Genomic DNA, 14,341 nt, shown 5'->3' with positions numbered 1-14,341 from the left:
GCTCGCGCCTCATGTGGAGTCGGCGTGCATGCCCGCCCGTCCGCCACCACCAGACATCTCGCCCGCTGAAAAGCAAAGCCCCCGCGCAGCGCAACGCCGCATGGGGGCCCGTTTGCCGCCGGCTCGCGCCGGCTGCTACTTCTTCGCGTTCGCGGCCTTGGCGGCCTTCGCCGTATCCGCGAGGATCTTCTCGACCCGCTCCACGTAGGTTTCGGTCCCGAACCGGCGCACCGCGGTCGCGCGCCCGCTCGCGACGAGCCGCTCGCGCAGCGCGCGGTCGCGCTTGAGCATCGCCAGCGCATCGGCCAGCGCGGCCGCGTTGCCCGGCTCGCAGAGCAGCCCGTTGTCGCCATCCTCGATGATCTCGACGACGCCGCCCGCCCGCGCCGCGACGACCGGCCGGCGCGCGAGCATCCCCTCGACGATCACGCGCCCGAACGGCTCCGGCGTGATCGACGTGTGCGCGACGACGTCGACCGCCGTCATGCACGCGGCCACGTCGCGCTGGAAGCCGAGGAAATGCACGCGCGCGTCCATCCCGTGCTGCGCGACGTATTCGTGCAGTTGCGCCGCATAGTCGTCCTCGCCGAACAGCGGCGCGCCGACCAGCACCACGTGCATGTCCGGATGCCGCGCGGCGGCCTCCAGCAGCACGTGCTGCCCCTTCCAGCGCGCGAGACGGCTGAACGAGCCGACCAGCCAGGCGTCCGCGGGCAGCCCCAGGCGCGCGCGCAGCGCGGCCTGGCTCACGCCTTCCAGCGCGTCGAACGGTTCGGCCGAAATGCCGTTGAACACGACGTCGACGTGCTGCGGCGTGAAGCCCGTCAGCGCGCGGAACGCTTGCGCGGATGCATCGGAGTTCGCGATCACGCGCGTGACGCCGAGCCGCGCGCAATACTTGATCGCCTTCAACTGCTTGCCGCCGAAATGGTCGGTGCTGACGATGTCGCGCAGGTGCCAGACCACCGGCTTGCGCGCGAGCCGCCCGGCGAGCGCGGCGACCACCATCGCGCGTTGGGTGTTCGCGTAGATCACCTCGGCGCGGCGCGCGCGCCGCGCGACGTCGCGCACCAGCCGCACGAGCTGCTTCACCGCGCCGAACGACACGCCGCCCTGCTTGCGCACGCCCGCGAGCGCACCCTGCTCGACCACGTCGACGCGCGCGCCGATCTCGTCGAGCGCCGCGCGGAACGGACCGTCGGCGAACAGCAGCACGTCGGCGTTCGCGCGCATGTGCTTCATGATCTCGAGCAGCGACAGCTCGGCGCCGCCGAGCACGCCGCTCTGGTCGAGCACGAGCGTCGCCGGGCCGCGCGCGGCCGGCAGAGGCGCGGCCGTGCCGCGCTGCGCGGTCGAGCCGGGCAGCGCCTGCTCCACGTAATCGAGGAAGCGCCGCCGGAACGTGTCGGCGGAAAACCGCTCCGCGTTCGCTCGGCACGCGTCCGGCGTGAAGCGCTGCGGCGCGCGCTCGAAATCGTCGACGGCCGCGACGATCGCCTGCGGCGTCTGTTCGTCGAAGAAGAGACCGGTCGGGTGCAGGTTCGATTGCGGGTCGAGCACGGTTTCGAGCGCACCGCCCTTGCCGTACGCGATGACCGGCGTGCCGCACGCCTGCGCCTCGACGACCGAGATGCCGAAATCCTCCTCGGCCGCGAACACGAACGCCTTCGCGCGCCGCATCCGGTCGTGCAGCACCGCGAACGGCTGGTAGCCCATGATCTCGACGTTCGGGCCGGCCTTGGCGCGGATCTTCTGCATCTCGGGGCCGTCGCCGATCACGACCAGCTTGCGCTCGGGCGTGCGCGAAAAGGCTTCGACGATCAGGTCGATCTTCTTGTACGGCACCATCCGCGACGCGGTCAGGTAGAACTCCTCTTTCACCGCATTCAGCGAGAACGCGTCGACGTCGACCGGCGGAAAGATCACCGCCGCGTCGCGGTGATAGACCTTCCTGATGCGCCGTGCGATGAACGCGGAATTCGCGACGAAGCCGTCCACCGCGTTCGCGGTGCGCGTGTCCCAGTTGCGGATGTAGTGCAGGATCATCCGCGCGAGCAGCGATTTCGGCCCATGCGTGAGGTTCGACTGCTCCAGATACTGATGCTGCAGGTCCCACGCATAGCGGATCGGCGAATGCACGTAGCTGATGTGTACCTGGTCCGGCCCGGTCAGCACGCCCTTCGCGACCGCGTGGCTGCTCGAGATCACGAGGTCGTACTCGGACACGTCGAGCTGCTCGATCGCGAGCGGCATCAGCGGCAGGTAGCTACGGTACTTGGTGCGGGCGAACGGCAGCTTCTGGATGAAGGACGTCGTCACCGGCTTGCCGCGCACGAACGCGCGGTCGTCGAGAAAATCGACGAGGCTGAACAGATCCGCGTCGGGAAAGCACGCGACGATCTGTTCGAGCACGCGCTCGGCGCCCGCATAGGTGACGAGCCAGTCGTGGACGATCGCCACGCGCAGCGCACGCGCCGGCTGCCGCGCGCCGGCGCGCTCGGCCGACACCGCGCGGTGCAGCGCGGCGGCGTCGCCCGGGTGGGCCACGGCGGCATCGGCCGTGGCGAGATTCAGGACGGCGTGTTCCGCCAGATCGCGATTCATATGGTTTTCCTCGCATTGAGACGGACAAACAGGTCGCGCACGAGCGCGCGCAACCCCGGCGTCATCGTGAGCGACCACGCGACGTTCAGCACCAGCACGACCGCGCACATGCCGATCGACTCGCCGAGCCCCGGCCACGCCTGCGCCAGGAACAGGCTCGCCAGCAGGAACGCGAGATGCGCGAGCATGTCGAGCACGATTGCGCGCATCCGGATCGCCGACAGGTACAGCAGCACGCCGTAGTCGACGAGCGCGCGCGCCGCGACGACCACCGCCGCGCCGATCAGCCCGAAGTGATGAATGCCGAACCACAGGCCGCCGACGAAGAACGGCATCTCGACGAGCCCGGCGAATGCCGCGCGGGCCGGGTTGACCTGCGACTGGATCAGGATGCGCGTGACGCTCGCCTGGCCGACGAGCCACACGCTGATCACCAGCACGCGGCCGACCGGCGCCGAATGCGCGGCGAGATCGGCGCCGACCCACAGCGTGAGGAACGGCGCGAGCGCGAAGATCGCGACGATGCCGACCGGCGTGAACACGCCGTTCAGGAACTCGAGCGACTGGCGCGCGAGCGTATCCGCATGATCGCGGCCGACCGCCGACAGCCGCGGGAACAGCGTGCGCACCAGCGCGTTCGGCAGCATGTTCAACCGGGTGACGAGGTTCTGCGGCACCGTGTAGTAAGTGACGAATTTCGCGCCCATGCCGGCGCCGAGCATCACGCGGTCGAGCGTGTCGGCGATCATGCTGGTCGTGCTCGCGATCAGCATCCAGCCGCCGAAGTTGAACAGCCCTTTCGCGGTGCCCCACTGCGGCGGATCGATGCGGCGGATGCCGAGCACCTTGATGCTGGCCTGCCCGAGCATTACCGCCGCGATCAGCCGCGCGACGACGGCCGCGGCGAGCACCGTCTGCAGGTTCGGCGCGATCCACCACGCGGCGGCGAGCGGCAGCAGCTGGAACAGGAACGTGCCGATCGTCTGGTTCGTGTTGAACACGCCGAACCGTTCGGCGCCGTTGATCGCGCCGGCGAACACCCACGACACGTTCGCGAGCGGAATCGCGAGCGCGAGCCACGGCAGCGCGAGATACACCTCGTGCTGCATCGCGGCCGACACCTTCGTGAAATACGCGGTGTAGACGAACGCGCCGAAATAGATCAGCAGCCCGCCCGCGATGCCGGTGCCAAGGTTCAGCCAGAACGCGCTCCAGAACACGCGCGCGCTTTCGTCCGCGTCGCCGCTCGCGAGCGCCTTCGAGATGTGGTTCTGCGCGGCCATGCTCATCCCGAGATCGAGGATCCCGAAATAGCCGATCAGCGTCCATACGAGGCTGACGACGCCGTAGCGTTCGACGCCGAGCGCGTGGATGTACGCGGGCACCGTCACCAGCGACACGAAGGTCGGCAGGATCAGCCCGATGAAATTGATCGAAACGTTCTTGAGTATGCCTTTGTCCATGCTTGAGCCTTGAGTGACGTCGACGACGGCGCGCCGCCCGTCACGGTTTCCAGCGATACATCAGCACCTTGCCGCGCGCGTCTTCCTCGACGAACACCAGGTACTCGCCGTTCTCGCGCCGGAACGCGCTGATGCCGAACGGCACGTCGACCCAGCCGGACGCCTTGCCGACCTCGGCGCCCGGGCTCATCACGCCGACTTCCTTGCCGGTTTCCTTGTCGTACACGTGGATCTTGCCGACCGGCTCCACCGTGAAGAGGTAGCGCCCCTCGACCGTGATCCCGATCAGGTCGAAGATCGGCTTCGCGTCGAGCTTCCACGGCAGCGCCACCTGGTAGCGCGCGAGTGGCGAGCCCGTCGACCACTTGTCGAAGCGGATCAGCACGCGCCCGACTTCCTTGTTGATGCCCGGCTGCGGCGGCGCGTCGGCGGTGTAGCCGGTCACGTACAGCGTGTCGGTCTGCGGCTCGTAGATCGCGCGGCGCAGCTGCGTGAACGGCTGCGGCATCGGGTAGGTCGTCACCTTGTCGTACGAATAGATCGGGTTGCCGGCCTTGTCGACGCCGCCGTACTGGAAACGGTGGATGCCGCGCACGTCGCTCGTGCGCCAGATGTCGCCCTTCGTGTCGACCCACCAGCCCCAGCCGCCGGCCTTCGCCTTGCCCGTCGTGTTGAGCTCGGACTCGTCGGCCTCGATTCGGCCGTTGCCGTTCGCGTCGCGCCACAGCCAGTCGCCGCCCGGCGGCTTGTTCGGCACCTTGTCGACCGGTCGCGCACGGCCCGCGATCAGGCCGGACGGAATCGCGACTTCGCCGTCGCGCTTCGCGTCGAAGCGGTAGATCTTCAGGTGATCCGCGTACATGTCGGTCAGGTACAGGAACGTGCGACCGTCCACGCGCCGCGCGATCGGCATGCCCGGATACTGGTCCGTGTGGAACACCGGGTCGTCCGGATACTTGAAGCGGTTCGACAGGAAGCCGACGTATTTCCAGTCCTGGCCCGGCGGCTTCGACAGGTCGAGCTCGAAACGCTTGTTGCCCGTGTATACGCTGTTCGGCCGTGCGGGGTCGAGCCACGCGCCGTCGACGAACAGCAGCCCCTGCACCTGCCAGCGCAGCTTGCCGTCCGGCGCGTAGCTTTCCAGCACCGCGCCGAGCCCCGCGCCGATCGTGTCGTGGCGCGGCCCGATCCCGTTCATCGACACGTAGATGTTGCCGGCGCGGTCGACACCGACGCCCGTCAGCCCGTTGAAACGCTGCGGCCCCGGCCGGCCCGGCACCGGGCCCGCGAAGATGCCGCCGCGTTCGCCGAGCGTGCCGGACGGCGCATAGCCGTTGCCGCCTTTCGAGAAGATCAGGATCTGCTGGCGCGGCCCGTTGTCCGCGATCAGCACGCGCCCTTTCGCGTCGACCGCCACGTCCACCGCGTCGGTGCCTTCCGGCAGCGCCGGCGCGTCGTCGAGCTTGCGGCCGTCGGCCCGCACGTGCACGAGATGCGCGGGCCCGCCCAGCGTATCGGTCAGCAGCCACAGCGTGCCGTCGCCCGCGAGCGCGATGCGGCCCGGCTCGTGCGCGCTCCACGTGCCCTTTTGCTGCATCGTCTCCGCGTCATAGACAACCACCACGTCGCGCGACGGGTTGGTCGCGAACAGCGTCTTGTCGTCGGCCGCGAGGCCGCCCACTTCGGCCTTCGCCTCGCCGACTTCCGAGCGCGCGGGCGCCGGCACCTCGTTCATCATCATGAAGCTGGCGGCCATCCGTGCACGGCCGGCGTCGGCCCGGCCGCCCGGCGCGACCTGCGGCGCCGCGCGAAACGGCGCGGGCTGCTTCATGTCGCCGATCGTGCGTCGCGAGATGCCGAACCATTGCTTGCCCTTGTCCGGCCAGATGCCGGGCGCCTGCAAGTGGCCGCGCTCGTTGCCGACGCCGATCGCGACATACGCGTACTTGCTGTTCACCGCGATCGCGTTGCCGCCGAGATTGCCCCAGCCGTGCGTGCCGCCGGCGAAGCCGAGCATCTTCCCGTCCTGGTAGACGCTCGCCTCGGCGCCGCTCTCGTCCCACGGCGCATTCGTATACACCTTGCCCTCGGGCGTCACCGCGATCGCGCGGATGTCGATCTGCGTCCATGAGCCGTCGCCATAGCCGAACGTGTTGCCGATCCACGACGTCGTCGCGGGCAACACCGTTTCGGCCGGCACGGCGCTCGTCAGCAGCGCCGCGCATACCGTCATGCCAACCAGAATCAGACGTCGCAATGCGCTTCTCCAGACTTGATGCAACAGCGACCGGCGCCGCCACGGAGTGCCGCGAATGCGCGCTGTCGCTAAATGGGTTTCAAACGTCGCGATGCAGGTTACAAGCAAAAATAATCACAAGAAATTTGGAAATATTTGGGGATGTTTCCGCGTGAAATATCGAACCGGAACAGCGAGTAAATGGCGCGCGGAAACGGCAATAACGACCGCCTTTCCCGCGCCACCACGTAGAAAATTCCGCCTCGCACCGCCCATCGGGCCCGCCCGGGCGCCAATCTTTCATCTCGCGATCGCAATAATCGGCATTTGAATATTTGTCGCCAGATAAATGACGCGCGTTTTTTTACCGATTTCTTTTCCCTAGAATCGATTTCGATTCCATATTCCATTAAAAGGCATGCAATACGTACACGCATTGGATGCGGGTCGTGAAGGAGCCCCGCGATGACGGCCCTGGCACGCCCCGCCGACCTCGCCCCGCCGCAACACAGCCGCATCGTGCAGCTCGACGGGCTGCGCGCGATCGCGGTGGGCGCCGTGTTCCTGCAGCACGCGCTGAAGGCGCCGCTGTGGATGGGTGTCGATCTGTTCTTCGTGCTGAGCGGCCTGCTGATCACCGGCATCCTGCTCGATCGCAAGGCGCGCGGGCAGTCGTACTTCAGCCACTTCTATGCGCGCCGCGTGCGTCGCATCCTGCCGCCGTACGTGCTGCTGCTGGTGGTGTCGACGCTGCTGTTCGGCGCGAGCTGGCTGCCGCACTGGCCGTGGTTCGCGTTTTTCTCGACCAATATCGGGCTGTCGCTCGGCAGCATCGGCCATGACAGCCTGAACGTGCTGTGGTCGCTCGCGGTCGAGGAGCAGTTCTACATCTTCTGGCCGTTCGTCGTGCTGTGGTGCTCGGAGCGCGCGCTGCTGTGGGTCGCCGCCGCGCTGATCGTCGCGGCGCCGGTGCTGCGCGCGATCGCGACGCCGTGGTTCGATTCGTTCTGGCCGATCTACTACCTGACGCCGTTCCGGATGGACCTGCTCGCGGCCGGCGCATTGATCGCGATCGTGCTGCGCCGCGACCGGCGCGCGCTCGAGCCGTTCTACCCGCTCGCGATCGTCGGCGCGCTCGTGTCGCTCGCGATCCTCGGCTGGCTGCACCTGTCGTTCCCGCGCTTTCGCGCCGCGAACACGCCGATGTCGAATGCGGCGCTCTACAGCATCTCGCTGCTGCTGTGCACGTCGATCGTCGTGATCGCGCTGCGCGGCCGCGGCCTCGTGCAGCGTGTGCTGACGAACCCGATGCTCGTCTACGTCGGCACCGTCAGCTACACCGTCTACCTGATCCACCTGAGCGTGCTGTATGCGCTGTGGCCGCTGCATCTGAACCGCTTCGTCACGGCCGCGCTCGCGCTGGCGATCACGCTCGCGTACGCGACCCTGAGCTGGTACGGCTTCGAACGGCGCCTGACGCGCGGGCCCGCGCGCCGCGCGGTGCCGGCCGCCGCCGGCACGACCGCCTGAATTTCATCATCCATTGCTTCTACCAGGACAACGCCATGAGCCAAACTCGTAAAAAGGCCATCATCACCGGAATTTCGGGGCAAGACGGTGCGTACCTGACCAAACTGCTGCTCGACAAGGGCTACGAGGTCACCGGCACCTATCGCCGCACCAGCTCGGTGAACTTCTGGCGTATCGCCGAACTGGGCGTCGACACGCATCCGAACCTGACGCTCGTCGAGCACGACCTCACCGACGCGGGCTCGAGCCTGCGCCTGCTCGAACGCACGCAGCCGGACGAACTCTACAACCTGGCCGCGCAGAGCTTCGTCGGCGTGTCGTTCGACCAGCCGGCGACGACCGCCGAAGTGACCGGCATCGGTCCGCTGAACCTGCTCGAGGCGATTCGCGTCGTGAGCCCGAAGACGCGCTTCTACCAGGCGTCGACGTCCGAGATGTTCGGCAAGGTGCAGGCCATTCCGCAAACGGAAACCACCGCGTTCTACCCGCGCAGCCCGTACGGGGTCGCGAAGCTGTACGCGCACTGGATGACCGTGAACTACCGTGAATCGTATGGCCTGTTCGGCAGCAGCGGGATCCTGTTCAACCACGAATCGCCGCTACGCGGCCGCGAATTCGTCACGCGCAAGATCACGGACACCGTTGCGAAGATCCGGCTCGGCAAGGCGACCAAGCTCGAGCTCGGCAATCTCGACGCGAAACGCGACTGGGGCTTCGCGCTCGAATACGTCGAAGGCATGTGGCGCATGCTGCAGGCCGACGAGCCCGACACCTACGTACTCGCGACCAATCGCACCGAAACCGTGCGCGACTTCGTGCGGATGGCGTTCGCGGCGGCCGGCTACCAGATCGAATGGACCGGCAAGGGCGAGCAGGAGCGCGGCCTCGACGCATCGACCGGCAACGTGCTCGTCGAAGTGAACCCGAAGTTCTACCGCCCGGCCGAAGTCGACCTGCTGATCGGCTGCGCGGACAAGGCGAAAAGCAAACTGGGCTGGGCACCCAAGACGACGCTCGAACAACTTTGCCAGATGATGGTCGAAGCGGATTTGACGCGGAACCAACACCATGACACGTTCTGAAACCGGGCGTCCGTCGCGCCGTGCATTCGTCACGGGCCTGACGGGCTTCACCGGTCGCTACATGGCCGAACGCCTGCAGGCGGCCGGCTATGACGTCTGGGGCACGGTCGCGCCCGGCACGCCCCGCCCCGCCGATCCGGCGTTCGCGCAGTGCACGCTGCTGCCCGTCGACCTGCTCGACGCCGAGGCCATGCGCGCGGCTGCGGCCGATGCACGGCCCGACGCAGTCGTGCATCTCGCCGCGCGTGCGCATGTCGCACAGGACGAGCCGTCGCAGACCTACGCGGTCAACATCGTCGGCACGCGCAACCTGCTGGCTGCCCTCTCCGGCCTCGACCGCCGTCCGTCGGCCGTGTTGCTGGCCAGCAGCGCGAACATCTACGGCAACTCGACGGCCGGCGTGCTCGACGAAACCGTCGCGCCTGCGCCGGCGAACGACTACGCGGTCAGCAAACTCGCGATGGAATATGCGGCGAAGCTATGGGCCGACCGGCTGCCGATCGTGATCGCCCGGCCGTTCAACTACACGGGCGTCGGCCAGAGCGATGCCTATCTGCTGCCGAAGCTCGTCGCGCACTATGCGCGCAACGCACCGCGGATCTCGCTCGGCAATCTCGACGTGAGCCGCGATTTCTCCGACGTGCGCGACGTGACGGCCGCCTATCTGAAGCTCATCGAAGCCGCACCGGCAGGCGAGACGTTCAACGTCTGCTCGGAGCGCGCGTATTCACTGAAGGAAGTGCTGGCGATGCTGTCGCGCATCGCCGGTTACGTGATCGACGTGACGATCGATCCACGCTTCGTGCGACACAACGAAGTGAAAAGCCTGAGCGGGTCGCGCGACAAGCTGCGGCGTGCGGTCGGCGAATTGCCGGTCACGCCGCTCGACGAAACACTGCGATGGATGGTGGACGCGATGCGTGCTGCACCGCCCGGTCACGCCGCTGGCTGAACGGGACGACACGCACGCCACGGCATGCGCCGAAACGACGACGGGCCGCTCTCACGAGCGGCCCGTTTTCATTGATGCCGGTCCGAAAACCGCTGCGTCACTCAGCCGTCCAGGCCGCGCGCCAAATCGTTGCGAATGTCGCCCGCATGCTCGAGGCCGACCGCCAGGCGGATCAGCCCCTCGGTGATCCCCGCCGCGGCGCGCGCTTCCGGCGTGATGCGGCCGTGCGTCGTGGTCGCCGGATGCGTGATCGTCGTGCGCGTATCGCCGAGGTTGCCGGTGATCGACACCAGCTTCGTGCCGTCGATCACGCGCCACGCGTTCGCGCGCTGCTGCTCGGGCGTGTCGCCCTTCAGTTCGAACGACACGATCGCGCCGCCCGCCTTCTGCTGGCGCTTCGCGAGTTCATGCTGCGGATGCGATTCGAGCCCCGGATAGAACACGCGCGCGACGGCCGGATGCGCGTCGAGCCAGCGCGCGATCTCCAGCGCGTTCGCCGATTGCTTCTCGACGCGCAGCGACAGCGTCTCCATTCCCTTCAGCAGCACCCACGCGTTGAATGCCGACAGCGTCGGGCCCGCGCTGCGCACGAACGGGAACACCTTGCCCATGATGAATTCCTTCGAGCCGACCAGCGCGCCGCCGAGCACGCGGCCCTGACCGTCGAGGAATTTCGTCGCCGAATGCATCACGACATCCGCGCCGAGCTTCAGCGGCTGCTGCAGCACCGGGCTGCAGAAACAGTTGTCGACGACGAACAGCGCGTTCGCGGCCTTCGCGATCTTGCCGATCGCCTCGATGTCGGCGAGTTCGGTCAACGGGTTCGACGGCGTCTCGAGGAAGAACATCTTCGTTTCCGGCCGCACGGCTTCCTGCCATGCGTTCAAGTCCGTCGGGTCGACGAAGGTCGTCGTGATCCCGAACTTGCTGAAGATCTGCGAGAACATCCCGAGCGTCGAGCCGAACAGGCTGCGCGAGCTGACGAGATGGTCGCCCGCCTGCAGCGCGGACATCACGACCGACATGATCGCGGCCATGCCCGACGCCGTCGCGATGCACGCCTCGCCGCCCTCGAGCGCCGCGAGACGCTCCTGGAACATGGTGACGGTCGGATTCGTGAAGCGCGAGTAGGTGAAATAGTCTTCCGAATTCGCGAAGCGCTCGGCCGCGTCGGCCGCGCTCGAGAAGCAGAAGCTCGACGTGAGGAACAGCGCTTCCGAATGCTCGTTGAAGTCGCTGCGCTGCGTGCCCGCGCGCACGGCAAGCGTGTCGAAGTTGAGGGAGTCGTCCATGTTCCGTTTTCCGTATTCGATGGCCGCGCCGACGGTCGTTCATGAGGCGCGGACCCGGTCAAAACCCAGGCCAAAAACAAAAAGCCCGCTATGCGTCGGCATCAGCGGGCTTCGGTGCGGTACGACAGCGATCGACTCGGGCCGGCTGCCGCCGGCCTTCGCTTTAGCTGTTTTGGGAAGTTGCCCCGCGTCCGCAAGCTGATATCAAATCGACGCAAGGCCACATCCTATCACGCCTCGATCGAAGCGTGCGCCGGCATTACTCGACCGACAGCTGCAGGTTCATCTGCGAACGCTCGGTATCGCCGGCCGTATCGCGATCGGCCTGCGACGCCGGCGTGAGGCGCGCGCGCTCGATCGCATCGAGATACTCGGGCGTCACGTCGCCGGTGATGTAGTTGCCGTCGAAACACGACGCCTCGAAGCGCTCGAGCTTCGGGTTGATGTCGCGCACCGCGCGGCGCAGATCGTCGACGTCCTGATAGATCAGGTGGTCGGCGCCGATGATCTTCGCGACTTCCTCGTCGGTGCGGCCGTGCGCGACGAGCTCGCCACGCGTCGGCATGTCGATGCCGTACACGTTCGGGAACTTCACGGGCGGCGCCGCCGACGCGAAGATCACCGACTTCGCGCCCGCATCGCGCGCCATCTGCACGATTTCATGCGAGGTCGTGCCGCGCACGATCGAATCGTCGACGATCAGCACGTGCTTGTCCTTGAACTCGATGCTCATCGCGTTGAGCTTCTGGCGCACCGACTTCTTGCGCACGGCCTGCCCCGGCATGATGAAGGTCCGGCCGACGTAGCGGTTCTTGAAGAAGCCTTCGCGATACTCGACGCCGAGCTTCGCGGCGACCTGCATCGCGGCCGGGCGCGACGAATCGGGAATCGGCATCACGACGTCGATCGGCACGTTCGGCAGCTCGCGCTTGATCTTCTCGGCGAGATAGTCGCCCATGCGCAGGCGCACGTTGTAGACCGGCACGCCGTCGAGACACGAATCCGGACGGGCCAGATACACGTATTCGAACATGCACGGATTCAGCGTCGGGTTCTCCGCGCACTGCTGGCTGTGGAAGTTGCCGGCCTTGTCGATGAAGATCGCTTCGCCCGGCTCCAGGTCGCGCACGAATTCGAAACCGATGCCTTCGACCGCCACCGACTCCGACGCGACCATCCATTCGGTGCCGTGCTCGGTTTCGAGCTTGCCGATGCAGAGCGGACGGATGCCGAACGGGTCGCGGAACGCGAGCAGGCCGTAGCCGGCGATCAGCGACACGATCGCGTACGAACCCTGCAGGCGGCGATGCACGCCCGACACCGCCTTGAACACCGACGCCGGATCGAGCTCGAGGCCCGTGGTCGACAGTTGCAGCTCGTGCGCGAACACGTTGAGCAGCACTTCGCTGTCGGAATTGGTGTTGATGTGCCGGCGGTCGATCCGGAACATCTCGTCCTTCAGTTGCTGCCAGTTCGTCAGGTTGCCGTTGTGCGCGAGGATGATCCCGAACGGCGCGTTCACGTAGAACGGCTGCGCCTCGGCCTCGCTCGACGCCGAGCCGGCCGTCGGGTAGCGCACCTGGCCGATGCCGTAGGTGCCGGGCAGGCTGCGCATGTTGCGCGTGCGGAACACGTCGCGCACCATGCCGTTCGCCTTGTACATGTGGAAATTGCTGCCGTCCGCCGTCGCAATGCCCGCCGCGTCCTGACCGCGATGCTGCAGCAGCAGCAGGCTGTCATAGATCAGCTGATTGACCGGGGATTGGGAGATAACACCTACGATGCCGCACATGGCATGTCCTTCAGAATGACAAAATCGGTTCCGTCCTGCCCGGCCGCGTCGTCACACGCGTACGTACTGGGCCATGCCGTCGGGCAGGAGCTGCTTCAGCTCGTGCACGCCCTGTTCGGCAAAAGGACGCAATAGCGCATTGCGCCAGAAATCCTGTTTGGGCAGTTCGGTCAGCCCGGCCGCCGCGACCAGCAGCACCACCAGCACGCAGCCGCGGACGAGCCCGAACATCATGCCCAGCGAGCGGTCGACGCCGCCCAGGCCACTCGCCTGCGCGATCCGCGACAGCAGCGCGTTCGCCACTCCGGCGACCAGCACGACGCCGATCACGACTAACGCGAAGGCGATCACCCACTGCGTCAGCGCGCCGCCCGGCCAGTTCGCCGGGATGTACGGCACGACCAGCCCGACGTAGCGGCCCGCGATCACGATCGCCGCGATCCAGCCGATCAGCCCGAAAATCTCGGACACGAAGCCGCGCCACGCGCCGCGCAGCGCCGACAACACGATCACCGCCAATACAGCGTAGTCGAAAGCCGTCAGCATCGTGGCATTACTGCGTCAGACCGGCTTCACGCACCTTCGCGATCGCGGCGGAAGCCGCCGATCGATCCGCGAACGGGCCGGCACGCAACAGTGTAGCCGTGCTGCCGTCCGCCTGCTTGCGATGCTCGACATATGCGGGCACACCCGCCGATTTCAATTTGGTCGCCCACGAACGGGCCGTCGCGTCGTCCTTGAACGAGCCGAGCTGCACCGCGAAGCGCGCACCGGCCGGCGATGCCGGCGACGATGCGTCGCCGCTGTCCGGGCTCGCGGCGCCGGCATTCGCGACGGTTGCGGGCGCAGGCTTCGGCGCGGCCGGTTTCGCCGCGGGGGCGGCCGGCTTCGGCGCGGGCTTCGGCGGCGTCACGCTCGCCGTGGTGGTCGTATCGGGTTTCGCGGCCGGCTTGGCGGCATCCTTCGGCGCAGGGGCCGGTGCGGCCGCAACGGTCGTGTCGGATGCCGGCGGTTCGTCGTGGGCGACGCCCGCCTGCACGTCGGACACATCGTCGTCGCGCGGCGCGACCGCCTGGTGCGCGGGCCGGTTCGGGATGTCGATCGCGATGTCGTCCGTGACCGGCTTCGGGTGCGAGTCGAGCACCATCGGCAGCACGATCACCGCGGCCACGACGAGCGCGATCGCGCCGACGAGGCGCCGGCGTGCGCGTTGCTTTTCTGGAAGGGTCGGATCGAGGAGCAGTGCGTCCGATTCCGGACGCTCGGTGCGGCGCGGGCGCCGCTCGACGCGTTCAGTGCGCTCCGTGCGCACGTTCCGGGAAGCCCCGGTGCGACCGCCGCGCCGCGGGGGCGCGTCGTCGTCTTTTTTGCCGAACGAGAAAATTCCCAT

Annotated in this window: 10 protein-coding genes; 3 read left to right on the top strand and 7 right to left on the bottom strand. The window is 67.3% G+C overall.

Annotated elements, in window-relative coordinates; genetic code table 11:
- Window positions 1-135: 135 nt before the first annotated feature.
- From DFS13_RS30740 to DFS13_RS30730, 3 genes are read right to left on the bottom strand one after another with little or no spacing between them, the layout of a single operon-like run.
- Window positions 136-2,604: a glycosyltransferase family 4 protein gene (locus tag DFS13_RS30740; protein WP_069352832.1), complete on the bottom strand. Its 2,469-nt coding sequence runs from the start codon at window positions 2,602-2,604 to the stop codon at window positions 136-138.
- Window positions 2,601-4,067 (bottom strand): flippase, encoded by a 1,467-nt coding sequence (locus tag DFS13_RS30735; protein WP_006491256.1) that lies wholly within the window; start codon window positions 4,065-4,067, stop codon window positions 2,601-2,603. The genes DFS13_RS30740 and DFS13_RS30735 overlap by 4 nt, the downstream gene beginning before the upstream one ends.
- A gap of 40 nt (window positions 4,068-4,107) precedes the next feature.
- The gene (locus tag DFS13_RS30730) at window positions 4,108-6,300 is read right to left on the bottom strand and encodes a hypothetical protein (RefSeq protein WP_069352833.1); all 2,193 of its coding nucleotides are present in this window, start codon (window positions 6,298-6,300) and stop codon (window positions 4,108-4,110) included.
- Between the two features lie 468 nt (window positions 6,301-6,768).
- Here DFS13_RS30730 and DFS13_RS30725 point away from each other — a divergent pair, with 468 nt between their 5' ends.
- From DFS13_RS30725 to DFS13_RS30715, 3 genes are read left to right on the top strand one after another with little or no spacing between them, the layout of a single operon-like run.
- Window positions 6,769-7,833 carry an acyltransferase gene (locus DFS13_RS30725; protein WP_069352834.1) on the top strand — a complete coding sequence of 355 codons (1,065 nt, stop codon included), beginning with the start codon at window positions 6,769-6,771 and terminating at the stop codon, window positions 7,831-7,833.
- 35 nt (window positions 7,834-7,868) lie between these two features.
- Window positions 7,869-8,915 (top strand): GDP-mannose 4,6-dehydratase, encoded by a 1,047-nt coding sequence (gene gmd / locus DFS13_RS30720; protein WP_006491261.1) that lies wholly within the window; start codon window positions 7,869-7,871, stop codon window positions 8,913-8,915.
- A complete protein-coding gene (locus DFS13_RS30715) occupies window positions 8,902-9,867 on the top strand; it encodes an NAD-dependent epimerase/dehydratase family protein (protein WP_006491265.1) in 966 nt (321 codons plus the stop codon). The genes gmd and DFS13_RS30715 overlap by 14 nt, the downstream gene beginning before the upstream one ends.
- Window positions 9,868-9,968: 101 nt before the next feature.
- Here DFS13_RS30715 and DFS13_RS30710 read toward each other — a convergent pair whose 3' ends face one another.
- From DFS13_RS30710 to DFS13_RS30690, 4 genes are all read right to left on the bottom strand, one after another.
- Complete coding sequence (locus DFS13_RS30710) at window positions 9,969-11,159, bottom strand: O-succinylhomoserine sulfhydrylase (protein ID WP_006491257.1); 1,191 nt, start codon at window positions 11,157-11,159, stop codon at window positions 9,969-9,971.
- Window positions 11,160-11,418: 259 nt separating this feature from the next.
- On the bottom strand, window positions 11,419-12,951 hold the full coding sequence (gene purF, locus DFS13_RS30700) for an amidophosphoribosyltransferase (RefSeq protein WP_006495945.1): 1,533 nt from the start codon (window positions 12,949-12,951) through the stop codon (window positions 11,419-11,421).
- A gap of 51 nt (window positions 12,952-13,002) precedes the next feature.
- The gene (locus DFS13_RS30695; RefSeq protein ID WP_006491262.1) at window positions 13,003-13,497 is read right to left on the bottom strand and encodes a CvpA family protein; all 495 of its coding nucleotides are present in this window, start codon (window positions 13,495-13,497) and stop codon (window positions 13,003-13,005) included.
- 7 nt (window positions 13,498-13,504) lie between these two features.
- The gene (locus tag DFS13_RS30690; protein WP_034178306.1) at window positions 13,505-14,341 is read right to left on the bottom strand and encodes an SPOR domain-containing protein; all 837 of its coding nucleotides are present in this window, start codon (window positions 14,339-14,341) and stop codon (window positions 13,505-13,507) included.

The organism is Burkholderia sp. 28_3 (assembly GCF_003253915.1).
Classification (GTDB): domain Bacteria; phylum Pseudomonadota; class Gammaproteobacteria; order Burkholderiales; family Burkholderiaceae; genus Burkholderia; species Burkholderia cenocepacia.
Note: the sequence above shows the minus strand (reverse complement) of the source record. Positions and strands in the feature narration are given on the sequence as shown.